This window comes from Ottowia thiooxydans DSM 14619, from assembly GCF_000422885.1.
In the GTDB taxonomy this organism is placed as follows: Bacteria; Pseudomonadota; Gammaproteobacteria; order Burkholderiales; family Burkholderiaceae_C; genus Ottowia; species Ottowia thiooxydans.
Genome location: NZ_AUGX01000012.1, coordinates 186,789 through 210,727 on the forward strand (window position 1 = coordinate 186,789; position 23,939 = coordinate 210,727).

Here is a 23,939-nt window from a genome sequence, read left to right on the forward strand (position 1 = left end):
GACAGCCCATACCCGACCTCGCCGCAGCCGACCGCGGCATACCATGCCGAGCCACGCCTAACCATGCCGCACCCGACCTGGCCATGCGATGCTCTCGCATCCTCAAACCCTCTCATAAAGGGTTTGCAGCTACGTCATCGAAGTTGCTTGCGCACCGTCCCTCTCAGGTGCAAAATCTTTGCCATTGCGTCTACATTGTCGCGCCGCTGATCATCCGTTAGCTCGCCCTGCCGCACATTGCGTAGCCTCGCGCCCGCCATTCTGAAGGCCCTGCCTGCATCACGTTCAAACTCTCGAGTTGCTGCTTGGGTCTGCTCGCCTGGAGGGCACCAGCGATATCCCTCACCTCTCACTGATTGCAAAAGCACCTGATGATCATGGAGCAGGGTTGCCTTAAAGCCTTCGATGCTCGCCAGCCATTCGAATTGACGAGCCTGAAATGTGGCGGCACTCATGCGCTCATCAGTCAGAGGAAGGCCCCCAAAACCGCCGCAGGCCTGCGAGATGTGGATTTGAATTCAGATGCCCTAGAGGCGCTTAAAGCGCAGCGCCCATACTCGCAAGCCAAGGGGCTAAGGATCTGGCTCAACCCACGCACAAGCGAACCTTGGGAAACGGATGCACAGTTGCGCAAAACGTTCTGGCTACCTTTGACGAAGAGAGCGGGCGTCGATTACCGGAACCCTTATCAGGTCCGTCACACCTTCGCCTCAACACTTCTAACCGATGGGCACAACCCTTGGGCAGTGGCCGCTCAACTGGGTCATGAAAATGTCGAACTGGTATTTAGCACCTACGGCAAGTTCATACGCGAGGACTACCAAAAGCCCAAGCCTGAATTGCGCATGGTGGGAAATTCCTGATCGGTGCGATTTCGGTGCGAATTTCCAGCCACCACACGACACCACAGGCAAGAAAAAACCGCCACACACCTTGTTGTCTCAGTGTGTGGCGGTGTCTTGAGTGGTGGAGCTGGGGGGATTTGAACCCCCGTCCGCTCCAAGCCTGGCGCGGCTTACAGGCCCTTGCGTGCGAATCACGTGCGAATTCTACCAGGGGCTTTTTGACCACCTCTAATAAGAGAGCCGCCCAAGGAATCCAACTCCAAGGAGGAATGGTAGCGGAGGCCAGAAGGCAGGGATGCGGACGACGGTTCAAGGCCGGAGATACGATGCTACATGACCGCCGACACTCACACACGTATGAAGCACACAGGCAGTTCTCTGCCTGATCTTGAGATTCGCTGCAGCTTCGACGACGAAGCGAAGTGCGCAACAGCAATCGTCGATCATTTCGACAGCGTGCTTGCAACGATGTTTTTTCGAAGTCTTGAGCGCGACGACGTGCTGTGCATCGAAGACGAGAGCGACTACGGAAGTCGCCCAGCGCCGCCGTGGTCGGTTTTCTTCGTCATCGCTGGCGTCAGATACCTTTGTCGAGTTGTGCTCCGGCCACGTGACGAAACAGCGGTCTACCTGTGGCCGCAGCCCCAAAAAAATTAGTCAAAACGGTCAACTTTCACTACAATCGGGGGGTCGAAAATTCGATCAGGTCACGAGCCTTTTTGATGCCAGAGACGCAGACCACGACGCTTGTCGTGCAATCCGCGGACGCTACCTGTGAAGCGTACACAGGGTCCATCAGACAATTTTTCAGCCGGTACCGGACGCCGTGCAACCACTTTTGTTTACTCCCATTCGGGGGTTTGTGGTTCCACGTCCTACCTACTGAAAGTCTGAAATGAAAATCGCATTCACAATCGCCGCCCTGGCCTCCATCGTCACCGTCGGCCAGGCCCTCGCCCAAACCGCCCCGCTAACGTACCTCGACATCGTCAAAGAAGCCCGTCGTTACGACAAGCTCGAGGGCTCTGAGCGCGTTGTGTCGAACAAGGTCTTGCTCAAGAAAGTCCAGCTCGATCTGAAAAAGTTCGGCAATGGATCGCCTGACTTCTATGTCCGCCGAGCAGACATGATCGGCTTCATCTGCGCAACATCGGCGCCGAACTTCAATGGCGGCAACGTGACTGCAACGATCACGCTGCACGAAGAAGCCGAGGGCGGTCACTTCTACACGCTCGATAACTGCGCGAAATCGAAGTAACCGGAGTCGCGGCATGACGAACTCAAAAAACAAGTCAACAGTGGACCCGGCAAGCCGCGACCCCTTCAATCAGCCGACATTCCTTGCCGCAAAAGCAAACAGTCGTGAAATAGAAAAGCAGATACGCAAGAATTTGCAAATAGATCTCAGCCTTCATGATGAGCAAGCGGACGCTCAGGCCGCCGCTGGAAAAGCGCGCCTCGCGCAAGTAGAAGAAAAGATTCGTCAGCACGATCTCGTTCGCGACAAATCTTGCGATTCGCGCAGGCTTGATGAAACATCAATTCAGCTTCTGCGCGAGCTTTCAAAAGCACGCGCTGCAGAAATTGAACGTCGCCTCGGCATAGAAAAACAAGCCGAACTCGCATTCTCTGAGACCCTCGAAGACGCAATCGACGATCCAATGCGCTCGCAAACGCACACTGAAGTCATCTTCTGGATCTGCAAGTCTTGCTTTTGCAAAGACGCTCAGCGAGTTGTGAAAAAAGGCGGCTGGAACTGGGCATGCGAAAAGTGCGGCAATCAGCTCACAGATGACGAAGCCAAAATGATTTCGCCGCGGCTGAAGTTGAAAAAGGACCGGGCGACGCTTCAGCCGCCGCCAGGATCGCATCGCATGATCAAAGTGTTCGATTACGATCAGCTGCTAAAAATCGCGGAAAGCAAAGACGCGATCACCGGAGACAGCGGCGATCGCCGACGGATCGAACTCACGCTCGCGCAGCTACTGCAGCTCGAAGAAACACGCCCGCTAGCGTTGCCGAGTCCGTCCTACGAAGCCGAACTCGAAGAACTCGCGCTGGCGTTTCCAGCTTTCGCGCGCGTGATCTCCGAAGTCGTAGTCCCATCGCTTGCGATCCTGGCCGCTGGCGGCACTGCCCGGCCGGCGCCGGTGTTGCTCGTCGGCCCTCCTGGCATCGGAAAGACCTTCTTCCTGACGTCGCTCGCGAGAGTGTTGGCTGTGCCGCTGATCAAGCAAGACATGAGCACCATGACCTCTGGCGCCAGCCTCTCCGGGCTCGGCATTCACTGGGCAAACAGCTCGCCAGGAACAGTGTTCAAAACACTCGCATTCGGCAAGCCAGGCCACCTGGCAGTGGCCAATCCGCTAATCCTTCTCGACGAGCTCGACAAGTGCTCGGGAGACCGCAGGTTCGACCCGCTCGGCCCTCTGCACGCGCTTTTAGAAGAAGAAAGCGCACGCGAGTTCGAAGACGAAAGCATCCCCGGCGTCGTGTTCAACACCAGTGAAATCAGGTGGGTGGCCACGGCAAACAGCACCAACGGCATTCCGTCGCCGATTCTTTCTCGCATGCACATCATCGAAATCGAAGAGCCAACGCGCGCGGAAAGAATCGCGCTGGCGGAACGGATCTTCGCTGGCGCCGTTCGAGAAATGCGGCTTCGGGAGTTCGTTGACGTGATGCCCGACGCCGTGTTGGAACGCGCTGCTGATTTGCCGCCGCGGGAGTTCAAGCGGCTGTCGCAGATGGCTGTTGGCCGTGCCCTGGCACGCGGTGACTTTCAACCACGGATCGAGGATTTTTCTGTTCAAGCGCAGGCCTCAAAACGAAAAATGGGGTTCTAAAAATGGACAAAGAACTGGAGCAGCTCAACGAACTGAAGCAGCGCTTCTTGGCCCAGATCCGGGCCAAGGTGGAGCATCCATTCCGGGTGATCAAGCGCCAGTTTGGCTACACCAAAGTGCACTACCGGGGGTTGAAGAAGAACACGCTGCAACTCAAGACGTTGTTTGCGCCATCCAACCTGTGGATGGTTGCGCCACACGTTGATGGGGGCATGGGGATGAGTGCGCCGGAAACCCGTGAAAAGGCCGCAAATGCGGCTTCAGGGGCAGCGAAATGGGGCAGGAAGTGCCTGCATTTGCTCCGGATCAATGAAAACTTGAGTGTGGCAGTTGAACTGCGGGGCATACCACTCGCGCATTCGGATTGTTCAGACCATCCTTAAAGGCGCCGGTGTCAACCGGCCTCTGGCTGTGCGATCTTTATTGAGATGTAAAATAATAACTAAATAATGCAACATTCAAGAGCAAGCCTTGCAACTTATCCAACGCAGGAGGAACAGGTACTGTCCTTGGCCAGCAGTAGCCCCCTTCTTCGCGCCAAAGACGTGGCTGTCCGCTCGCTGCCGACCGTCATTCTCAGCCGTCTGGTCCGGGACGGCAGGTTGCAGCGAGTCGCTCGTGGCGTCTATGCCCTTCCGGATCAACCTTTGAGCGAAAACCGCTCTCTCGCGGAGGTTTCGCTTCGAGTTCCAAGAGGAGTCATCTGCCTGCTCTCGGCCCTGCGGGTACACGGGCTCGGAACACAGGCACCTCATCAGGTCTGGATAGCAATCCCTCAAAACTCGCCCACACCCCGCGTCCGTACGCCACCGTTGCGCGCTGTACGCATGTCGGGAGCAGCGTTGACCGAGGGGATCGAGCCCGTTCGGATCGACGGTTTGGAGGTGCCGGTTTTCAACGCGGCCAAGACCATCGCCGACTGCTTCAAATACCGAAACAAGATTGGCATCGATGTTGCTCTTGAGGCGCTGCGCGAAGGATGGACACAGCGCAGGGTGACCATGGACGAGCTTTTCCATTACGCATGCATCGACCGCGTATCGAATGTGATGCGGCCCTACATGGAAAGCATTGCAGCATGAGTGCAGCGAACCACCGCACCACTACAGAAGCGTCGGCAAACAAAAATTTCGGAACAGAGTCAAGTAACCAATGCCGATTCCAATAATTGACCTCTTTGCTGGTCCTGGCGGGCTGGGAGAGGGTTTTTCCTCCCTTCGAAACCACAGTCACGAGCCAGTGTTCGAGATCGGTCTCTCCATCGAAAAGGACCCCGTGGCGCACAGAACCCTGATGCTACGGGCGGTATACCGGCGGCTGAGAGGTACCAAATACATCCAGCACTACTACGCCTACATCCGAAATGAGATGGATGAAGCCGCTTTCAAAAAGGTTCCCGCTGTTGCGGACGCCTTCGCTCATGCAGCGAAGGAGGCTCAGTGTCTTGAGCTGGGCAAGGCCGATGAGGAAAGCATCGACGCCGACATCCGCGCAGCGCTGCAGAGCAGAGAAACGTGGGTACTCATCGGTGGCCCACCCTGCCAGGCGTACTCGTTGGCGGGCAGGTCCCGCCGAGCGAACGACAAGAAGTTCCATGAGGACGAGAAGCACTTCCTTTACAGGGAATACCTGCGGATCATTCAAGTGCATCGACCGACTATCTTCGTCATGGAGAACGTCAAGGGGCTGCTGTCCTCTCAGCACTCAGGCAGTCCGATGTTCGAAAGGATCCTTGGCGACCTTTCGGCGCCTGTTCCTGGGCTCGAATACGAGATTCGTTCCTTCGTGCAGAAAGGGGAAGGCAAAACCCTCGTGCCGGGCGATTTCGTCGTTCAGGCCGAAAACCATGGCATTCCACAATGTCGACACCGCGTGATCCTTCTTGGAGTAAGAAAGGATGCAGGTGCGCCTCGCCATGATCTGCTGCAGGTGGTCTCGAAACCGGTGACCGTGAAGCAGGCCATCGATGATCTTCCCAAGATCCGCAGCAGGCTTTCACGAAACGACTCCCTGGAGGCATGGCGCGAAGCCGTGCTCGCAGGCCCCTCGTATGTCAAGGGCTGGGGAACGGAAAGCGAAGAGGCCATGACGGAGTTGATGCGCGTCTCGGCGCAGGCTGCACTCAGCGTTGGGGTGGGGAAACCATTCGCACAGAAGCCTGGAAGGAAGCCGAAGCTCAAGGATCAGTCGGAACTACAACGGTGGGTGCATGACAAAAGTCTGAACGGCATCTGCCAGCATGAAGCGCGATCACACATGCCTTCCGATCTGGCCCGTTACCTGTTCGCAGCGTGCTTCGCCCAGTCCTACCGGTATTCGCCACGGCTCGATGTTTTCCCTCCGAAACTTCTGCCGAACCACATCAACGTGACGAAGGACAAGGACACTGACGTCATTCCCTTCAAGGACAGATTTCGGGTGCAATGTGCAAGGGACCCGGCCACCACGATCGTCTCGCACATCGCCAAGGATGGTCACTACTACATCCACTACGATCCGACCCAGTGCCGGAGCCTCACGGTCAGGGAAGCAGCAAGGCTGCAGACTTTTCCGGACAACTACTTTTTCGCTGGAAACCGGACCGAACAGTACACCCAGGTCGGCAATGCAGTCCCCCCGCTACTCGCAAACAAGCTGGCAAAGACCGTGCGTGGTCTGCTTGCTGGGTTGAATCGCGGAAACAGACGGAAAGCGAAGTCCGCTTCCGGAGCGAAACGTGGATCCACGTGACCAGATGATCCCAAGCGGGCGTCAGGCTCAGCTTGATTTGGTTCAGGCGAAATAGTCACTCGATGATCAGCGTGGCACCGTTCCCTCGCAACCATTCTCCTGCCGCTTGGGCGGCCTCGTCTACCGAGCGCTTCAGTTCACATTCCCAGACGATGGCGACACGCCAACCCTGTTCCTTCAACAGAGCGACATTGCGTGCGTCCCTGCTGGCGTTGCCTTCGAACTTCAGGGACCAGAAATCTTCATTCGATTTCGGGGACGTAGTGTACCGGCAGCCGTCATGACGATGCCAGAAGCAACCATGAACGAAAAGCACTGCTCGGTATTTCGGGAATACCAAGTCGGGGGATCCGGGCAGACCCCGCACGTGCAGTCTGTAGCGAAATCCGGCAGCAAACATCGCAGAGCGAAGCGAAAGTTCAGGACGCGTGTTCTTGCCGCGAATGCTCGCCATCATCCGACTGCGCTGTGGAGTTGTTGAAACATGCATGCGCACATGATCGCAGACCAGTAGCCCTTGGTAGCACGACCAATTTCGATACACGAAGTGAGAGAACTTCGGGGCAGCGGTAACAATTGTGTTACGTTATGGCAAGAAGAGGAGGAGACTTTTTGAAGAAGCGGTACACACCTCCGCTGGCACCGACGCTGCTCGAGGCCATGCGGGCCATTGGCTACTCATTCGAGACCGCGCTGGCGGACATCGTCGACAACAGCATCGCGGCTGCGGCCACGAGAGTCGACGTGATGTTCTCTGCCGCGTCCGCCGCGTACGTCGCCATCAGTGACAACGGCACTGGAATGGATGCCGAACAAGTGTTCGCTGCGATGAGACATGGCAGTCGCAATCCCCAGCAAGAACGTCACAGCGACGATTTGGGAAGGTTCGGCTTGGGTCTGAAGACAGCCAGTCTCTCCCAATGTCGTCGCATGACGGTTGTATCCCTGTCCCAGGGTCAGATCACGGGTGCCGCATGGGATCTCGACGACTGTGCAGACTGGATGCTCCTCGAACTGGATTCTCAGGACATCGACGCCGTGCCGCACGTCGTGGCCCTTCAGAAGCAGAAATCGGGAACCTTGGTAGTCTGGCGAAACTTGGACAGGGCCCTGGCAGGCGAGTCGAATTCAGAGAATGCGCTGATGGGCCTGATGGATCGAGCACGAGACCATCTCGCACTCGTGTTCCATCGCTTCCTTCAAGGCACATCCCCCGCGCTCAAGATCACGATCAACGGCCTCCCCGTGCGGGCTCTTGATCCGTTTCTCATGAATGCGAAAGGCAGACAGACCCTGCCGCCCGAGATGCTTCAAGTGGAACACGATGCGGTGCGTGTCGAAGCACACATCCTGCCCCACGTCTCGAAGTTGAGCACTCAAGAGATTGCACTCGCCGGAGGCGAGGAGGGTCTGAGGCGCAACCAGGGCTTCTACGTCTACAGAAATCGACGTCTCATCACCTGGGGGACTTGGTTCAGACTCGCGAAGCAAGAAGAGATGACCAAGCTTGCACGGGTGATGGTCGACATTCCAAATTCTCTTGACCATCTATGGTCGCTCGATGTCAAGAAGTCTGCGGCCCATCCTCCCGAAAAAGTGCGGCAGGGACTTTCTAGGATCGTCGAGCGCATTGCGGACCGCAGTCGGCGCGTCTACACCTTCAGGGGCAACCGCGGATGGGATACTGATCTCGTCCCTGCATGGAAAAGGCTTGAGTTGCGCGACAGGAACGTTCGGTACGAAGTCAATCGTCAACACGACCTTTTCGGTGCCCTTCGAAAGGAAGTGCCGGAGCATGCGGCCCCCTTGCTCGAACGTTTCGTACAAATGATCGAGGAATCGTTTCCCTTCGACTCCGTTTACGCCGACATGGCTTCAGACCGACGCACGGCCCCTCTGGATAAGGCCGACGAAGTCGAGGATCGCCTGCTGGAAATCGCCGGGCATCTGCTTGCCGTTCTGGCCAGTTCTCCAGAAGCCAGAAACGCCATGCTTGAACGGCTTCACTTGCTGGAGCCGTTCAACAAACATCCCGAAATGACGACAAAGATCAAGGAAAAGCTCAGATGAAACTTTCGCGCAACGCCCAGGTGCTGGCGGACTACGTTGTCAGGTCGTTTCAAGACGACGTCGTGCCGACGGAACCACAACTGAGGGAGCGAATGGCACAGCTCGCTCCGTTTCTGCAGACCATTGGACAGGGCGCGACGATCGGCGAGCAGGACGACGTCCTCAAGGAATTGCTGGCACGGTTGCGCGTCAGCATGGACGTCGGAGCGGGACTGAAGGCGGAAGATCTGAAGCCATGGCTAGATTCCCGGCGCGCAACTATCGATCCTTTCTACTGGACCCGTTTCAGCAACCACCTCCAGAAAGAGTGGCCATCTCCGGTCCTCCGTAATTTCGACAAGGTTACCGACGCGATCCTCGATCTGTGTGGCAACCCCGCAGCACCGGAAGATCAGTGGAAGCGCCGCGGGCTGGTGATCGGAGACGTGCAGTCAGGCAAGACGGCGACCTACACCGCCCTCTGTTGCAAGGCAGCGGACGCCGGCTACCAAGTCATCGTCTTGCTCGCGGGTAGTCTGGAAAGCCTCAGGCGTCAGACACAGAAACGAATGGATGAAGGATTCGCGGGTCTGGACAGTTCGGAGTTCCTGCCGACCAAGGGCAAGGACGGCTGGAAGTCGCGCGCCGTGGGAGCCGGGCTGGACAACCAGAAGCGATTTGCCGCTGTTTTCACTTCAAGAACCCGTGATTTCAACAAGGATGTCCTCAACTCACGCCAGCTGACACTGAGCGCGGTAAAAGAGCCTGTTCTCTTCGTTGTGAAGAAACACAAGAGCATCATCGAGAACCTTGCGACATGGCTGCAGGCTTACAACGCCGACACCAGTGGCAGGATCAGGGAGAGCTTGCTGCTCATCGATGACGAGGCCGACAATGCTTCGGTCAACACCAACGATGAAGACAAGGATCCGACCGCAATCAACCGGAGCATCCGGGGCCTTCTCAACATCTTCACACGCAGTACATACGTCGGTTTCACGGCAACTCCATTCGCCAACGTCTTCATCGATCCGGATACGTCGGATGATGACTTTCACAAGGAGGAGCTTTTTCCAAGGGATTTCATCTACGCCCTCGATGCCCCCACGAATTATGTTGGGGCGAGTCGCATCTTCGGCGAAGACGTCGATTCTGGACTCATCAAGAACCTCGAGGATGCAGAGGAAGTATTTCCGCTGAAGCACAAGAGCAGTCTGCCGTTCGACCGGTTGCCGGACAGCCTGCATACGGCGATTCTGCAGTTCCTCATCGCGAACGCGGTCCGGGACCTGCGCGGCGACATGACAGCGCACCGATCGATGCTCATCAATGTCAGCCGATTCACGGCCATCCAAGATGGCGTTCGAGACATGGTCGACGCGGTGACGGAGCACGCAAAGCAGCACATCCGCAACTTCAGCAGGCTCGATGACGATGCTTGGAAACAGAGTTCGGTGCTGAACGATCTGTGCGAACTCTTCGCCGCCGAGTACGCGGACTGCGGCTACACATGGGAGAAGGTGCGCACGACGCTGTTCGAGGCCACGGCCCCCATTGCCGTCAGGTCGGTCAACCAGAAGTCCGGCGCGGCCAGTCTTGACTATGCCAAGCATGAGGATACAGGCTTGCGCGTCATTGCAGTCGGTGGCAACAGTCTTTCTCGCGGCCTGACGCTCGAGGGCTTGTGCGTCAGTTACTTCCACAGGAACCCGCAAGCCTATGACACATTGCTTCAGATGGGCCGGTGGTTCGGTTATCGCAAGGGATACGACGACCTCTGCCGACTGTGGATCACTGCCGATGCGCAGCAGTGGTACTCGCATGTAGCCTCAGCTACCGAGGAACTGAGGGACGAGGTCCGCCGAATGTGCCGCCTCGATCTGACGCCGAAGGATTTCGGGCTGAAGGTTCGCTCGCATCCGGATACTCTGATCGTCACAGCACGCAACAAGATGCGCAAATCGCAAACGGTGATCAAGCAGATCTCCTGGAGCGCCGAAGGTGCCGAGACCACCAAGCTCCGTGCAAGGTCGAATGGCGCGAACAGACGTACCACGCAGGCCTTGATCAGGGCCCTGGATGACCATGAAATTCCAGTCACGAAGTCCGAGTGGGGAAATCCGATCGCTCGGAACGTCCCCAAGGAAGTGATTGCCAAGTTCATTGACTCGTTCGAAGTTCATCCGCACAACTTCAAACTCTACGTGGCCGACGACGAGAAGGCCGACTTCGGACTGGGAAAGTTCATTGCCGAGACTGGCGAAGATTCGCTCCAGTTCTGGGACGTAGTCTTTCCGCAGGGAGAGCAGGAAACAAGGAATTTTCTGGGCAGCGGCATCGAGCTGAATCCAGTACGGCGTGTTGTCACCACGTCCGACAGTGACCAGACCGTGCTCATCTCCGGAGCAAAGGCCCGCGTTGGCTCACGAGGCGTAGAGCGTGAGGGAATCTCGAAGGACGTTGTGGATGAACTGGTCGCGGAAGCAAAGGCCAAGGGCAAAAACGTTGCCGATCACATGCTTCGATCGCGGCGTGAGCGACCCCTGCTTCTGATCTATGCTGTCGTTCCTCATCACGCTGGTGATGGAAAGGTCTGGCAAGGCCTAGCCGAAGACGACCTGTTTATGGCGTATGGCCTGAGCTTTCCTCAGTTTGATGACAAGACGCTGACGAAGACGGTCGCCTATCGCGTCAACACCACTTGGCTGCGCGATCACGCCATCGATGAAGACGACGACGAAGTCGAAGTCGATGGAGAAGACCTCGATGATTGAGAGCCAATGGGCCGAATTGGCGGGCGCATTACCCCTGCCCGTCCATCGCCGAGTTTCCCCCCATCACCCTCTTGATCTGTTTGCCCAACTGGATTTTCAGGAAAGAGTTGGTCTACTCGCCATTTGCGAAGAGTCCCCAGGCACGGTGCCCACCTATGCTGCAGTGGATGTCAGCGTGGGTCTGCGAGAGGACGGGAAATGGGCCACATCGATCTCCCTGAAGCAACCCATCCTGCGGCCAATGTTCGCAGCGATGTGCAATGAGATCGTGCAGGAGGGCATGAAGGCAAAAGCTGGAACGCAGGCTGGCGGCTTCGTTCTTCAACTTCTCGCACGATGGCAGAGACTCTTGGCACTCGGGCCGGACGGCTTGCTGTCAGCGGAAGCACAGTTGGGACTGCTGGGAGAACTGACGGTGCTGTCGAAAGCCATCGATCGCTTCGGACCCCAGAAGGCAGTGGCGGGTTGGCTCGGTCCTCTCGACGCACCGCAGGACTTTCTGCTTCCCAGCGGATTTTTAGAAGTCAAGGCGATCCGCAACGGCTCGACCGAGATACGAATCAGTTCGCTCGAGCAACTCGACATCTCCTCCGCTGCGCTGACGCTGGCGATCTGCGAGTTTGCTCCATGCTCTGCGGGAACGGGGGGACACAGCCTTGCATCGCTTGTCTCCGTGGTACGAGAACGCGTCGTTGATCAGGTCGAAGCCGCCGACAGCTTTGAAGGGTTGCTGCGTCAGGCAGGCTTCACTGATCGCACCGAGTACGCTCAGGAGGAGCTCCGTCTCCTTCGCACCCGCTGGCTTTCAGTGACCGCTGAATTTCCCCGGCTGCAGCGCAGCAGGCTACCTAAGGCAGTATCGGACGGCAAGTACCGATTGCTGCTCGACAGCCTCGAACCTTTCGAAACTTCCTGGGAACCTTAGCCATGGATTCACTAGAGGACTTCCGCCGCGAGTTGCTGGCCCGCGCAACTGTACGTGCAAGCGCCGACAAAAATCTCGGATACGCGGCATTTGTCGAACTCTGCGGAGAGCTTCTGGAAGAAGCCGAGGAGTTCAGCGACTTCACACCGTGCTTCTTCCGCCATTCGAAGTCCGGATCCAGAAAGCTGTCAGTGGATGGATACGCTTTCGATGAGGCAGATCAGTCAGCACGCATGATGGTCGCGGACTTCTCCGGAGAGGAAGTCCCTGGCAACCTCACTGGGGTTGAGGCTCGGAAGCTTTTTTCGGAGCTGCAGGCCTTCGTCGAGGAATCGCTTGCAGGTACCGTTGCCGAGATGTCGGAAGAGAGCTCTCCGGAACATGGGCTTGCACGAGATCTCCGTGCGCGGGCAGCAGAGACGTCGCGTTACAGGCTGTACCTTGCCAGCGACCGCCCACTCAGCACCACGATCAAGGACTGGCCGGCGGGAGTGATAGGAGGTCGCACCGTCGAATTTCACATCTGGGACCTCTCGCGCTTTCACAGAGCTCACCTGTCCCGTTCAGGCAGAGACGAGCTCGTCATCGATTTCAGCAGCTTGCCCTTTGGCGGACTGCCATGCCTTCCTGCGAGCATGAGTTCCGATTCGTACGAAGGGTATCTATGCGTCATACCAGGCACCGCACTTGCCGACATCTATGACAAGCATGGGAGCCGGCTTCTGGAAGGTAACGTGCGAGCGTTCCTGAGCACCACAGGGAAGGTCAATAAGGGCATCCAGCAGACGCTGCAGCGCGAGCCTGAAATGTTCTTTGCTTACAACAATGGCATCGCAGCGACAGCGTCCAGCGTCTTGATCAGCGAAACAACACACGGTCAGCGCGTCGTCTCGGCTGCGGATTTTCAGATCGTCAACGGGGGGCAGACGACGGCATCGATGTCCTACGCCAGGCGTAAAGGTGATCTTGATCTATCCGACGTGCTGGTTCAGATGAAGCTGTCCGTTGTGGATGACGAACGCGCTGGCACTTTCATTCCGCTCATTTCGCGTTTCTCGAATTCCCAGAACAAGGTATCGGACGCAGACTTCTTCGCCAATCACGAATTTCATCGACGGATTGAGAAGATCTCACGTCGACTGAGGGCTCCCGCAAAAAAGGCAACTCAAGTCGAAAGCTTTTGGTTCTATGAGCGGGCGCGTGGTCAGTATGCAGTTGAATTGGGACGGCTTTCCGTTGGAGAACGGAGGCGCTTTGAGATCGAATCTCCACGCGAGCAGATCATCACAAAGACAGATCTGGCGAAATTTGAGAACTCCTGGCGTCAACTTCCCCATGAGGTCAGCCGCGGCGCGCAGAAGAACTTCATCCGCTTTGCCGAACACATCACGGCCGAGTGGGAACGAGATCCCGAACTCTTTCATGATGAGTATTTCCGACAGCTCGTCGTCAAGGCGCTGATGTTCCGAGCCCTCGAGAGGATCGTTCCGAAAGAGGATTGGTACGACGGTGGTTACCGCGCAAACATTGTCACCTTCTCGTTAGCCAAGTTCGCCCACATGGTCGAGAATCGCGCCGACGCCTCTAAGTTCAATTTCCAGAAGACATGGAAAGCCCAGGAAATTTCGACGGTACTTTTAGAACAGCTCCGCTTGATCGCGAGGGCGGCGTATGGAGTGATTATTCGCCCGGAAGCTGGCATACAGAACGTGACGGAATGGTGCAAGAAGGAGCTTGCATGGCAAAGGATGAAGTCAACGCACGTGTCTTTCACCGCCGACTTCGAAGGCGAGCTGGTTGCCTCGGAGGAAGCGGTTTCGGCACGACGTTCGGCCAAGTCCGAGGCCAGAATCGATGCTGGCCTGGATGCACTACGGGAAGTGATGGCCTTCGGTACCGACAACTGGACGAAGCTGCGGCAGCATTCCGTCGCCGCAAAGGTCACGACGCCTAGCGAAGATGGGCTTCTGCGTGTGGCATCGAATCCAAAATGGCTTCCAACGGATCGCCAAGCCAAGGAATTGATGAAGTTGCTGCTGCGACTCAGGTCCGAAGGTACATGGCAATAGAAGTGCAGCCAGCGACATCGCATCCCTGCTCACGACACCGGCACTACCGAACAACCATTAGAGCCACAGCCACTGACTGTGGCCGATTTCAACCGCACTTCTTCATTTTCGCGAGCATCCTGGGAGGGAACGGTGGCGGATCTTGCTTGAGGCTGGTAGTGGCCATAAACTTGTCCTACTCTGTGTTCAGAAGCTCGTACCGCTTCGCCGGGTTCATGCACAGAGAGGTTTCTGTTTCAGGCCAACCAGCAGGCAGCTGGAGTAGCTTGCTAATTGCCCAGCTCAAGATTAGCGCCGAGGTATGGGCTCAAAACTGCGCGTTTCCTCGGCTTGCCGACCGTCCCTTTGAGCAGTTTCCGGACTTTTTCGTGCGAACAGCCAAGCAGCACCGCCATTTCACGCAACGACTTGCCTTCGGCCTGCAATGCGATTGCCCGATCAAGGTTCACGGTCGTGGACGTCGCAAATTCGTCTTCGGCCTCGAGCCAGGCCCGTTGCCGAAGAAACGCATGGGCAACCGATGAATCGATGATGCTGGACCGCTGGCGCGGGTGTGCAGGATCATGTCCCCGACCTTCGAGCTTCAACGGTAGGAATGGCTCACCGCTTCCCCACCAAAGCATCAAGAATCCCCTCAAGTTCAACATCTCAGCGGAACGCTTTCTCTGCGCCCTGAAACCCGCATCCTGCCGCAACGACTTCGCACCAGTCTCTCCGTGGCACGCCTTGACGGAAGTCACCATGGCAGCGAAGAGCATTTCGACTTCGTGCGCCAGCCGGTTTCCGAGAACGGGCCAAAGCGTTCGGAGCTGGGACGCAAGCACCGCAGCTTGATGCTGTAGCGAAGCTGGCACTTGGGCGAGTTGCGCTTGAGCAAGCATCGCACCAAGATCCAAAGCGTGAGGAGCCAGGTCCGCAGCCAAGGCGATCCGAATTTCGGGGATCGCGGTCAGGGTTTGGACTCGCAGTACGAACGGCTTCGCCAGCACCTGACCCAGCCGTGCCTCTGGTGTCACGGATTCAGGCACTGTGTGTACGCGGCACCGTCGGCGCGTCACCCGATGACGATAGCAAAGTTCGCAGCGTGAACCAGGCCCTGCTGCGCCCAGTGCAGAAAGCCAGGAAGCGATCACCCTGCAAGCCAAGGCACAGTCACCGTAAGCAGTCCATGCCCGACGTGCGCGCCGGCATTCGAGATCGTCGCCCACAGGATTCTTGACGAGATTCTCTTGCAAGCACCATCGCAAGACACGATAACCCTCGGCCGCCTGAAACAAAACATCGTTAGACGCATCGCCCGGCAGAGCGACCGCCAACGGTGCAACCCCGGAACCGCACTGCATACCGTGCCAAACCGCATCCACTAAGGGGGGCAATGCCTCGTCCGTTGAAGCGGCCGACTTGAGCAGCTCAGAGCCCGCTTGTCGAGCCCAACGTTGCCGAACTCGCTTCGGAACGGTTTCGTTGAACATGCTGTGAGCGCTTTGCTGATCAGCCCCCATTGCGGCGAGCAACTGCATGGCCTGGCACTGCGCCTGCAAGGTGTGCTTCCTGAGCATCACCATGGCTTCCAAAGCCCACTCAGGGTTTCCGAACACGATCTCAACGAACGCGAAGTCCGTTGTAGTCCATTCGCCGTCGGGCCCAAAAGGCCCCTCCGATGCGTACCGCACGTTTGCCTGCTGTGCGGACCTCAATGCCGCGAGTGCCCGCTTTGGAATGCACTCCGATGCCCGGTTGATGGCCAGGATCAGTTCGCGGCGAAAAGCCAGCCTGTCTCGGTGCAAGGTGCGCTTCGAAGCAGGTGTGCTCGGTGGATTCGCCTTCAGCCGACGGCATGCGGCAAGGATTTTTCGATGGACTTGGGTCGAAATTCGATCATCTCGACCGCCTTGGACGGGATCAAGCCACGCGAGCAGATCGAGAGAAACGGCCTGCTCAAGCCACTGACCGTGTTGATGCACCGCACCGGAACTGAGCAATTCTTCTGAACTGGTCAATTTCGTCTTTTTCTGCTGTGGGAAAGAAGAGTTGCGCGTCATGAGGGTCCTCGAGATTCTTCCGCACGTCCAACGATGTCACGTCAAGAACTGTCTACGATACAGCAGCAACGGACAACTCGGCAGTCCTTCTTTCGAAGAAAGTGGCTGCCATGGCTCAAAATCAAGAAAAATTACGACAGGGATCGCAGACATCTTTGCCCTCCGATGCCCGCCTGGGCAAGTTGGATCGGCGTCAACTTCAAATCTTTGACGAAACAGAGCTGGACGCTGCTCGTTACTCTGCACACGGGTTCGTGGAATCTGCGTCGGGGACTTTCATGGCTCGGCTGTGTGCTGCCGGCTCATGTCGCCCAATGATGCCGCTTGGCCCGGCATGGAAGGCTAACCTGGAATGGCTGTCCCATGTTTTTCCGGGGTACGAAGAAGTTGTCGAATCTGGCATTGGCCCGTCGCTGCGAGCCGCGACGCTCGGAGCCCTGCCTCGGCCGACCCCTCTGCTGTTGACGGGTACAACAGCCCAAGAGGTAGCCACTTTCGTGCGCGCTGTCGCGGGGGCGCTGGATGTGGCCTTCTTTCAATTTGACGTCGCTGCGGTGGCCGGTTCGGCATACAACCAGCCCTCAACGGTGCTCACAACGTTGGCGTTCGGTACGGACTCGCACGCAGGCGTGGCGAACCCGGTGGGCTTGGCGCATCTGGGGCTGCTGTTCACACAGTCAGAACTGCAATCGGCGGAGTACCTCGCCAGGTTATTGAACGTCGAAGACGCTCAGATGGCACAAGACCCCGAGGTCCCTGACGTTCACTTCGACGCATCGTTCGTCAGGTGGTTCCTGTCGTGCACCGACATCGACCACGTCCCTCCGGAAATCTTGAACCAATGCCACGTGATGCGCGTGTCGCCGCCGCGGTATTCATGAGATGTCGAACGACCTTGAAAGAAGCTGCCCGCCCACCTCTAACCGCGCCGCGTCACTCTGGCGGAATCCTCTCGAACTCCACCAGCAGCGCTTCCACGATTTCCCGTTGGGCTTCAGAAAGAGCCTGGATTCGACGTGCCAATTCTTTCGCGCTCAGGGACCTGTCAATGCCCCCGATCGACTTTTTCGAGGCGTCTGGATCAGGACCAAAACGCAGCCAGTGTTCCGACACGCTCAACCATTTCGCCAAGATCGCGAGCCGCTCATCGCGGGGAATGGCTGTTCCGGCCAGCCACTTGTGAACGCTCTGGATCGACAGCCCTTCCGGGAATTCCGTCGCCAGCCTATCGGCAAGCTCGGTTGCGCCAAGGTCCCCATGGCCCGCGCGCCGCATCGCTTGTCGAAAGCGTGCGCCGAAGGCGGCAGGGTTGTGGGCGGAGGACATCCACGAATTTTCTCAATCAATTGACTTTTACCCTTCTCCATAATGCGATAATTTTACCGAGGTTACGATAAATTCATACAGATTTTTGACGAAGATCACCGTCGCTCGTGACCCGTCGGTCTCACAACCATCAGGAGAAAAAAGTGAAATTACCGCTTTCAGTTGCTTGTGTTGCACTCATCCTCGGCGCGCAAGGTGTCTATGCCGAAGTGACCGGTCAAACGCCACCGAGCGTGGCAGCCTTCCTCGCCAGCCCGACGCACTGCTCTGTCCTGATCGGAGGTGCGGATCGGGCTGGCGATGGCGCGGATCGAACCTATGCCGAGTCTCTGAACCAAGCTCTGACTGCGATTGGTGGACCGTTGGAATCGGCCGCCGCCATCTCACAGATCCGCGCCGCATGCATGGCCAGTCCGGCCCTCTCACTGGCTCCCGAGAGAACGAAGTCCCCCTCTTCTCCTTGACCCCGACGGATTCTTCCGTCTTTCACTTTTCTCGTAGCGACCTTCGGGGTTGGTGTTCTCGCACACCCCAAGGCAGCCTGCCGCTTGCGATGTGGTTTTCCGCATCTGCGGTTGTGCTGAGGGATCGTCCTTTCGCGCGTTAAATTGTTTGGAGAACGTTATGTTCGACATTTGCTTCCGCGTCATTCCCCGCCTGTTGTTCTGGTCACGCCTGACACCCATTCTTGTGCTCCTGGTCGCAGGAGCTTTCATGCTGGTGCGGTATTTCGACCCAGAACCCAGCCAAGCGAATGTCGAGCAGGCCTTCAATGGTTTCAAGTGGAACAGCGCTAGCACTCCGGTCGCCGCGGTGCACGGTGCCCGGGACGTCAACAAAGAGGGTTGCGTGCCGGTCACGGGGGCGGAGACTGCTGGCTACCTTTGTACGGTGTCTTACACGACGCCGAACCGGTCTACAGCAGGATCAGTGAAGGTCACGAAGGTGCACTTGTTGTTCCCAGTGACGGATGGGAAATGGGGGCAGCAGGCCTGGAACCAGGCGACCAAGCTCGAGGCCATCAAACTGCACGAACGCCAGTCAGGACACCAGTTCTGGCGGCTGCTGGGCTACACAGCTGCGTCAGTGCTCTTGGCTTTCATGCTGGCTTCGGCTTTACCGCGCCTGGCCTGGGATGCCCCAGGCATGCATGAGCGGGCGACGCCATGGGTGTCGGCACCCATCTCCTCAGGCAATCGCCATGTGGATGACCTTTCAGGGGGCATCGCAACCGGTGCAAATGCACTGACGCCAGCGGCTGCCATGGGGCTGTTTGCCCTGGCCTTGGGGGCAACGGGGTTTGTGCTGGGTGGACTGGTGGTGCCCGAATCCTTCATCAACCTGCGCTATGTGGGTTGGGCGGAACGTCTGTGCCTGCTGGTGGCGGCGATCAGCTGGGGCGTGGTCGGCATGCGGATGCCGGCCCTGTGTTTGCAGTTCATGGCCCTGGGCGTCGTGCTGGCTGTTCTGTACGCGGTGCTGGTGTTGCCATCGCTCTGGGTGTTCACGGGCGAGAGTCCTGCGCAGGTGTACGTCAAACATGTGATTGCGGTCGACAAGTTCATCACGCCCGACAAATCACGAACAGCCCAGGCACCAAGGCAAGGTTATGAGGGCTACCGCCAGCTTATGAACTGGTAGCCACGGGGTTTCTGCCCTGCTCCGGCACTGCCCGGGTGGTGCGATCAACGTGCGCCTTTGGGGCTGTGCTTTCTCCCGTCGCCACTCTCCCTTTTCTTCACTCACTCAATCAATTCACTTTGGAGACTTTTCTATGACTCACAAACCGCTGTCGATGTTTTTTCTGCGTGGGCTGCTGCGCCGGTGCCTGGCTGTTTTGTTGACTGCCCTGCTGGGCGGGGTGGTCCTTTCAACACCTGCGGCGGCGCAGCAGGGAGGCCGCGATGTGGTGGGGGTCACGCTTGGGATGACGCCCGATGAGGCTGAGGCTGTTTTAAAGGCCCGTAACCCGGACTACAAGTTCGTCAAAGTGTTCTGGCGTGGTGCCGATGGCAAGGCCAGCAATGCGATTGGGAAGCTCGGTGCAGCGCTGCCTGACGGGCCGACGGACCGGATCAATACCTCGCGCCGGTATTCAAGGCCTGAGGCGGTGATGGTGTATTTCTCGGCCACGGAGGGGCGTGTCTATGCGGTGTACCGGCAGGTGTTCAACAAGCAGGTAGGGGTGTCGGCCAGTGAGTTGGAGGCGCAGCTGACGAAGAAGTACGGATCGGGAGAATTGTCTCAGGGGTCCTACCGCTTTTACCGGCGGATGTTGGATGCCAAGGGACAACCGAATGCCCAGTGTAGTCACCGGGGATTTGAATGGGAGAGTGCTCCGGGTGGGCAAAGCCGGGGCTGTGGATTGTCCGTTGAGGCGCGGTTCTCAGAGCCGATGGGTCCAGACACGTATAAGACGTTTGAGACTTGGATGATGGACCACCAGGCGGCGGAGCGGGATTCGCTGGCTTTGCAGGCGCGGCAACAGGCGCTGGCGGCTGAGGCTGCAAGCAAGATGCAGGGGGCGGCTCGGGCGAACAAGCCGGGGTTGTAGAGAGATGGGCCAACCGTGGTTCATGACACCGGCGCCATTCCCGGTGTCGATAAGTTCAATAGATCGAGTCAACCAAACCATCAACCACAGCGTGTTGATCAAGGAGTCACCATGAATAGTCGCATCTGCCGCTTTAGCAATCTGTTTGCGTTAATCCTGTTGGGGTTCTGCCTCCACAGCCAAGCAGCCCCTCGGGCCATGACATTCGAGCAAGCAGTCGAGCAAGGCAAGGGCTTGAAGGGTTGTCCAAAGCGCGACATCGGTGCACTTGAGTCCGTGTACATCAGCGACTCGCAAGGCAACCCCAAAGGGGTGAAACCGGGCGCTCCCATCTACCTCGTTTTCCAGACCGCGGGCGCGGCCAGCATGCCTGTGGTCGGCCCGCTTGCCGTCGCTCCGACCGAGGCTCAACTGCAGGCGCTTCGCGGTGCCCGCACGTGCGTGATTTCTGAATGATGTTCATCGACTTGGCAGGGCGACATACACATGTCCTTTGCCAGCGCACGCCACGTCGTCACACCCCTTGTATTCATCAGTCAACAAAGTAGCTACTTTATGAAACACCACACTTCACTGTCCAAAATGCATCGCGGCTTTGCCGTCATTTCACTGACCATTTTGGGAGCCGCCTTGACAGGTTGCAGCGGCGAGCCCTCCGCGGGCGACATCGACAAGACGGTGCGCAACTACATGTCGCAAAGTCAGGCTCAGATACAAAATCTCACTGGATCAAAAAGCAGTCTTGGCGAGATTCACGACGTCAAGAAGCTGGGATGCAAATCTGACACTGACGTGTCCTGGCGCTGTGATGTCGAGATCGACATCACGCAGTATGGCAGTCGAGCCAAGGGGCCGGCGTCATTTCGATTTGTTAAGGGCTCTGACGGTTGGTCCTTGGGCCGGTAACTACGCAGACAAGGCACAGTAATGTCAACCACAGTCGTTCTTCCCGGCCCCAGGCGAATCTGGCTTGAGGTCAAACAAGGTGTCGTCATCGATGCATCCAACTCGTCCGTTGCAGTTGTTACGCAGGGGCGGGATCAAACTCAGATTATTGGCGGTACCGCCATCCTCCGCCCCGGCCACATCAGCTCTGAGGTGGTGTCAATCCAAAAAGTCTGGATACGGCAGGCCGATGGACAGGAATCGGCGCATGACCTGAGCGATTTTCCGGTGGACTTGCGACCGGGTCACTCTTTGGCTTTGGTCTATGGTGCTGCCGAGGGCGTCGAGGAGGGCGAGTTCTTTGCTGCGAGGAACATGACAACCGGCAAGCACAACTTTGACAAGTCCATTCACTGTGATCGGTTGAGACCTTTTGGGCTCTATCTTCCGCCAAAATTCCACCGAAAGCTTATGAAATTGGGCCTGATCATCGGTGCGACGGTTGGCTTTCTGTTGAGTCTTTTCAACGGCTTAGACATGGAGTATGTCTTCGGTGGACTGATTGTGGGCTTCCTGATTTCCTTGCCGGTTATGCTGGTGCAAGGGGCTATCAAACAAGTTCAGGGGCAACGGCTGGTGCCTGAACTGAACCGGCACGCGTTGGACCTGATGCTCAGTACAAGCCAGCCCGGCACAGGCAGCAATCCAAACGTCTGAACCTCTTACGGCAGGTTTCGGTACTCTGATGGCCAGCATCAAACGACAACAGCCTGCATCCTCGGCGCGCTGGTCCGCGCCGAAGGCTTCATACAGTCCGCCCAAAATCCTCTTCTTCGGGGATCCGCATGGCGACTTCGCGCCTGTGCTTGAAGCTGTCGAACGCATACGGCCAGAAGCCATCATCATGTTGGGCGACCTGCAAGCGCAGCGACCTCTGCACATGGAGCTCGCGCCGATCCGAAGCAAGACAGACATCTGGTTCATCCACGGCAACCACGACACCGACAGTGACGAGGACTTCGATCACCTGTTTCACTCCGAGCTTGGCGATCGCAACTTGGACGGTCTGGTGCAGGTCATTGCGGGGTACCGAGTCGCCGGCTTGGGTGGAGTTTTCCGGGACAAGGTCTGGAACCCGGCTGTGCCGTTGGAGCAGGCCGCTTTCGGATCAGCGCAGAAGATGGCGGCGTATTCGCGCAGGGGCCGGTCTGGCACCGAAGTGGATCTGCGGTTGACGTGGCGCGGGGGGATCCTGCGCAAGCACCATTCGAGCATTTTTCCGGATGTCTACCAAAGGCTTGGCAGGCTCAGGGCGGACATTCTCGTGACGCATGAGGCGCCGTCGGCCCATGTTCATGGATTTATGGCCATCGACGAACTGGCCATCAGTCTGGGGGCCAAGCTGGTGGTGCATGGTCATCACCACGAGTCGACCGATTACCTCAGGGCCGGCCTCATCACTGGTGATTCTCTCTTTCTGGTCCATGGCGTCGACAAGGGTGACTTCCTTGCGTGGCCGCCGAAAACGCCGACATGAAGCTGCTTGTTCTTTCCGATCTTCATCTCGAGTTCGGGCAATTCCGTGTGCCGGAGATCGACTTCGACGTGGTCATTCTCGCGGGTGACATCGCGGTCCCGGCGAGCAAGGTGCCGTTCTGGGCGTGTCGTGCGACCAATTTTGGGGAGTCGACGCCTATCGTCTTTGTCCTCGGCAATCACGAGTTCTACGACGGGGTGATGTCGAGCACTCTGACGGACTTGCGGCGGGCTTCGCAGGAAACCAACTTCCACATGCTCGATTGCGGCGAGGTCGTTCTCGGTGGTGTTCGCTTTTTGGGCTGCACGCTCTGGACCGACTTTACGTTGCGCATCGACACGCCCGAAGGTGCGCACAGCGATCCAGAGCGCTCAGCCCGGGAGTCCGGGCTTGTTATCGCGGACTTTAGAGCCATTCGTGTTTCGGAAAACGATGAGGCCGGCAATTCGAACGGGCAGCGCATAAGCGCCCAGCGGCCGTTCACACCGCAGGATTCGATGGACTTGCATCACGCGCACCGCGCGTGGCTTTGGGCAAAGCTGCAAGAACCATTCGATGGCCCTACGGTGGTGGTGACCCATCACGCGCCGCATCGCGACTCCTTGGCAGCCCGGTACGCGGCCGATTGGGTCTCCGGCGCGTTCGTGAGCGAGTTGCCCCTGGAGTTCTTCCAGGTGCCGGTACTTTGGGTACACGGACACACGCATACGAGCTTCGACTACAGGGTGGGCCGGTGCCGCGTGATCTCCAACCCGCGCGGCTACATGCTGGGATCCCGCCCTCAGACACCCGAGAACGAGCACTTCGACCCCTCGCTCGTCATCGAACTGCCGGCGTCAGCCCGATGATCACCGCTGGCAACAAAGTCGCCCCTCAGATCCTTCGCTTCGATCGCAACCTTCACGGTCGCGATTTCGCCGTCGGCGACATCCACGCCTGCTTCTCGGCTTTGCAGACCGCCCTCAACTCGATTGGCTTCTCACCTGCGACTGACCGTCTGTTCTGTGCTGGAGATCTCGTTGATCGCGGCTCGGGGTCTCATCTGGTCATCGACTGGCTCGACAAGCCCTGGTTCTTCTCAACACGGGGCAATCACGAAGAGTTAGTGTGCGAATACGCTCTGATGAAACCACATGCATGGCCGAAGCAACTGCATCCCGACCACGCTTGGCTGCTTGACATGCCAGACCGGGAACTGAGCTGTATCGCGCAGCGTCTGCCAGCTCTGCCGCTGGCAATCGAGGTTGAGACGTCCGGCGGACCGGTCGGACTTGTCCATGGCGATTTCCCCGGTGACGACTGGCGAGTGATCGACATGCCGTTGACCGAAGACGAGATCGAAGGTTGCCTGTGATCG

The 23,939-nt window shown here is 57.8% G+C and carries 24 protein-coding genes and 1 pseudogene; 21 read left to right on the forward strand and 4 right to left on the reverse strand.

What is annotated here, in order from left to right; translation table 11 throughout:
• Positions 1-134: 134 nt before the first annotated feature.
• A complete protein-coding gene (locus G518_RS40395; RefSeq protein ID WP_169457927.1) occupies positions 135-455 on the reverse strand; it encodes a hypothetical protein in 321 nt (106 codons plus the stop codon).
• On the opposite strand from G518_RS40395, the gene G518_RS0111775 reads away from it, so the two are divergent.
• The 7 genes and pseudogenes from G518_RS0111775 (at position 378) to G518_RS34845 (ending at position 6,421) form a co-directional block, all read left to right on the forward strand.
• Entirely contained in the window at positions 378-863 is a 486-nt protein-coding gene (locus G518_RS0111775; protein WP_483823587.1) for a tyrosine-type recombinase/integrase, read from the forward strand. The genes G518_RS40395 and G518_RS0111775 overlap by 78 nt on opposite strands.
• A gap of 315 nt (positions 864-1,178) precedes the next feature.
• On the forward strand, positions 1,179-1,502 hold the full coding sequence (locus G518_RS0111780) for a hypothetical protein (RefSeq protein WP_028602715.1): 324 nt from the start codon (positions 1,179-1,181) through the stop codon (positions 1,500-1,502).
• A 238-nt stretch (positions 1,503-1,740) separates the two neighbouring features.
• A complete protein-coding gene (locus tag G518_RS0111785) occupies positions 1,741-2,103 on the forward strand; it encodes a hypothetical protein (protein WP_028602716.1) in 363 nt (120 codons plus the stop codon).
• Between the two features lie 40 nt (positions 2,104-2,143).
• Positions 2,144-3,691: an AAA family ATPase gene (locus G518_RS38430; RefSeq protein ID WP_169457935.1), complete on the forward strand. Its 1,548-nt coding sequence runs from the start codon at positions 2,144-2,146 to the stop codon at positions 3,689-3,691.
• 50 nt (positions 3,692-3,741) lie between these two features.
• A pseudogene (locus tag G518_RS39265) lies at positions 3,742-3,900 on the forward strand (transposase); the annotation flags it as partial.
• Positions 3,901-4,140: 240 nt separating this feature from the next.
• The gene (locus G518_RS0111800) at positions 4,141-4,773 is read left to right on the forward strand and encodes a type IV toxin-antitoxin system AbiEi family antitoxin domain-containing protein (RefSeq protein ID WP_051236475.1); all 633 of its coding nucleotides are present in this window, start codon (positions 4,141-4,143) and stop codon (positions 4,771-4,773) included.
• Between the two features lie 157 nt (positions 4,774-4,930).
• Positions 4,931-6,421 carry a DNA cytosine methyltransferase gene (locus G518_RS34845; RefSeq protein WP_245597959.1) on the forward strand — a complete coding sequence of 497 codons (1,491 nt, stop codon included), beginning with the start codon at positions 4,931-4,933 and terminating at the stop codon, positions 6,419-6,421.
• A gap of 55 nt (positions 6,422-6,476) precedes the next feature.
• Here G518_RS34845 and G518_RS0111810 read toward each other — a convergent pair whose 3' ends face one another.
• The gene (locus G518_RS0111810; protein WP_028602719.1) at positions 6,477-6,911 is read right to left on the reverse strand and encodes a very short patch repair endonuclease; all 435 of its coding nucleotides are present in this window, start codon (positions 6,909-6,911) and stop codon (positions 6,477-6,479) included.
• Between the two features lie 122 nt (positions 6,912-7,033).
• Here G518_RS0111810 and G518_RS0111815 point away from each other — a divergent pair, with 122 nt between their 5' ends.
• Genes G518_RS0111815 through G518_RS0111830 form a run of 4 tightly spaced genes read left to right on the forward strand, consistent with a single transcriptional unit; the run spans position 7,034 to position 14,238 of the window.
• Positions 7,034-8,491: an ATP-binding protein gene (locus G518_RS0111815; RefSeq protein ID WP_028602720.1), complete on the forward strand. Its 1,458-nt coding sequence runs from the start codon at positions 7,034-7,036 to the stop codon at positions 8,489-8,491.
• A complete protein-coding gene (locus G518_RS0111820; protein ID WP_028602721.1) occupies positions 8,488-11,244 on the forward strand; it encodes a Z1 domain-containing protein in 2,757 nt (918 codons plus the stop codon). The genes G518_RS0111815 and G518_RS0111820 overlap by 4 nt, the downstream gene beginning before the upstream one ends.
• A complete protein-coding gene (locus G518_RS0111825; protein ID WP_084651719.1) occupies positions 11,195-12,169 on the forward strand; it encodes a PD-(D/E)XK motif protein in 975 nt (324 codons plus the stop codon). The genes G518_RS0111820 and G518_RS0111825 overlap by 50 nt, the downstream gene beginning before the upstream one ends.
• 32 nt (positions 12,170-12,201) lie before the next feature.
• Positions 12,202-14,238, forward strand: coding sequence for an AIPR family protein (locus tag G518_RS0111830; protein WP_169457936.1), 2,037 nt, complete (start codon positions 12,202-12,204; stop codon positions 14,236-14,238).
• Between the two features lie 269 nt (positions 14,239-14,507).
• On the opposite strand, the gene G518_RS0111835 is transcribed toward G518_RS0111830, so the two are convergent.
• Positions 14,508-16,280 carry a hypothetical protein gene (locus G518_RS0111835; protein ID WP_028602724.1) on the reverse strand — a complete coding sequence of 591 codons (1,773 nt, stop codon included), beginning with the start codon at positions 16,278-16,280 and terminating at the stop codon, positions 14,508-14,510.
• A 110-nt stretch (positions 16,281-16,390) separates the two neighbouring features.
• Here G518_RS0111835 and G518_RS0111840 point away from each other — a divergent pair, with 110 nt between their 5' ends.
• Positions 16,391-17,161 (forward strand): hypothetical protein, encoded by a 771-nt coding sequence (locus tag G518_RS0111840; protein ID WP_028602725.1) that lies wholly within the window; start codon positions 16,391-16,393, stop codon positions 17,159-17,161.
• 52 nt (positions 17,162-17,213) lie between these two features.
• On the opposite strand, the gene G518_RS0111845 is transcribed toward G518_RS0111840, so the two are convergent.
• A complete protein-coding gene (locus G518_RS0111845) occupies positions 17,214-17,606 on the reverse strand; it encodes a transcriptional regulator (protein WP_028602726.1) in 393 nt (130 codons plus the stop codon).
• A 143-nt stretch (positions 17,607-17,749) separates the two neighbouring features.
• On the opposite strand from G518_RS0111845, the gene G518_RS0111850 reads away from it, so the two are divergent.
• The 9 genes from G518_RS0111850 to G518_RS34855 all read left to right on the forward strand — a co-directional run bounded on the left by G518_RS0111850 (position 17,750) and on the right by G518_RS34855 (position 23,936).
• Entirely contained in the window at positions 17,750-18,070 is a 321-nt protein-coding gene (locus G518_RS0111850) for a hypothetical protein (protein WP_028602727.1), read from the forward strand.
• A gap of 160 nt (positions 18,071-18,230) precedes the next feature.
• Positions 18,231-19,247 carry a hypothetical protein gene (locus G518_RS0111855; protein WP_028602728.1) on the forward strand — a complete coding sequence of 339 codons (1,017 nt, stop codon included), beginning with the start codon at positions 18,231-18,233 and terminating at the stop codon, positions 19,245-19,247.
• A gap of 133 nt (positions 19,248-19,380) precedes the next feature.
• The gene (locus G518_RS0111860) at positions 19,381-20,160 is read left to right on the forward strand and encodes a hypothetical protein (protein ID WP_028602729.1); all 780 of its coding nucleotides are present in this window, start codon (positions 19,381-19,383) and stop codon (positions 20,158-20,160) included.
• A gap of 111 nt (positions 20,161-20,271) precedes the next feature.
• The gene (locus G518_RS0111865) at positions 20,272-20,616 is read left to right on the forward strand and encodes a hypothetical protein (protein WP_028602730.1); all 345 of its coding nucleotides are present in this window, start codon (positions 20,272-20,274) and stop codon (positions 20,614-20,616) included.
• Positions 20,617-20,715: 99 nt separating this feature from the next.
• Positions 20,716-21,066, forward strand: coding sequence for a hypothetical protein (locus tag G518_RS0111870; protein ID WP_156909349.1), 351 nt, complete (start codon positions 20,716-20,718; stop codon positions 21,064-21,066).
• A gap of 21 nt (positions 21,067-21,087) precedes the next feature.
• A complete protein-coding gene (locus tag G518_RS0111875; RefSeq protein ID WP_028602732.1) occupies positions 21,088-21,762 on the forward strand; it encodes a hypothetical protein in 675 nt (224 codons plus the stop codon).
• 28 nt (positions 21,763-21,790) lie between these two features.
• The gene (locus G518_RS34850; RefSeq protein WP_051236480.1) at positions 21,791-22,582 is read left to right on the forward strand and encodes a metallophosphoesterase family protein; all 792 of its coding nucleotides are present in this window, start codon (positions 21,791-21,793) and stop codon (positions 22,580-22,582) included.
• Complete coding sequence (locus G518_RS0111885) at positions 22,579-23,430, forward strand: metallophosphoesterase (protein ID WP_028602733.1); 852 nt, start codon at positions 22,579-22,581, stop codon at positions 23,428-23,430. The genes G518_RS34850 and G518_RS0111885 overlap by 4 nt, the downstream gene beginning before the upstream one ends.
• Positions 23,427-23,936, forward strand: coding sequence for a metallophosphoesterase (locus tag G518_RS34855; protein ID WP_051236482.1), 510 nt, complete (start codon positions 23,427-23,429; stop codon positions 23,934-23,936). Before G518_RS0111885 ends, G518_RS34855 begins: the two co-directional genes overlap by 4 nt.
• Positions 23,937-23,939 lie beyond the last annotated feature (3 nt).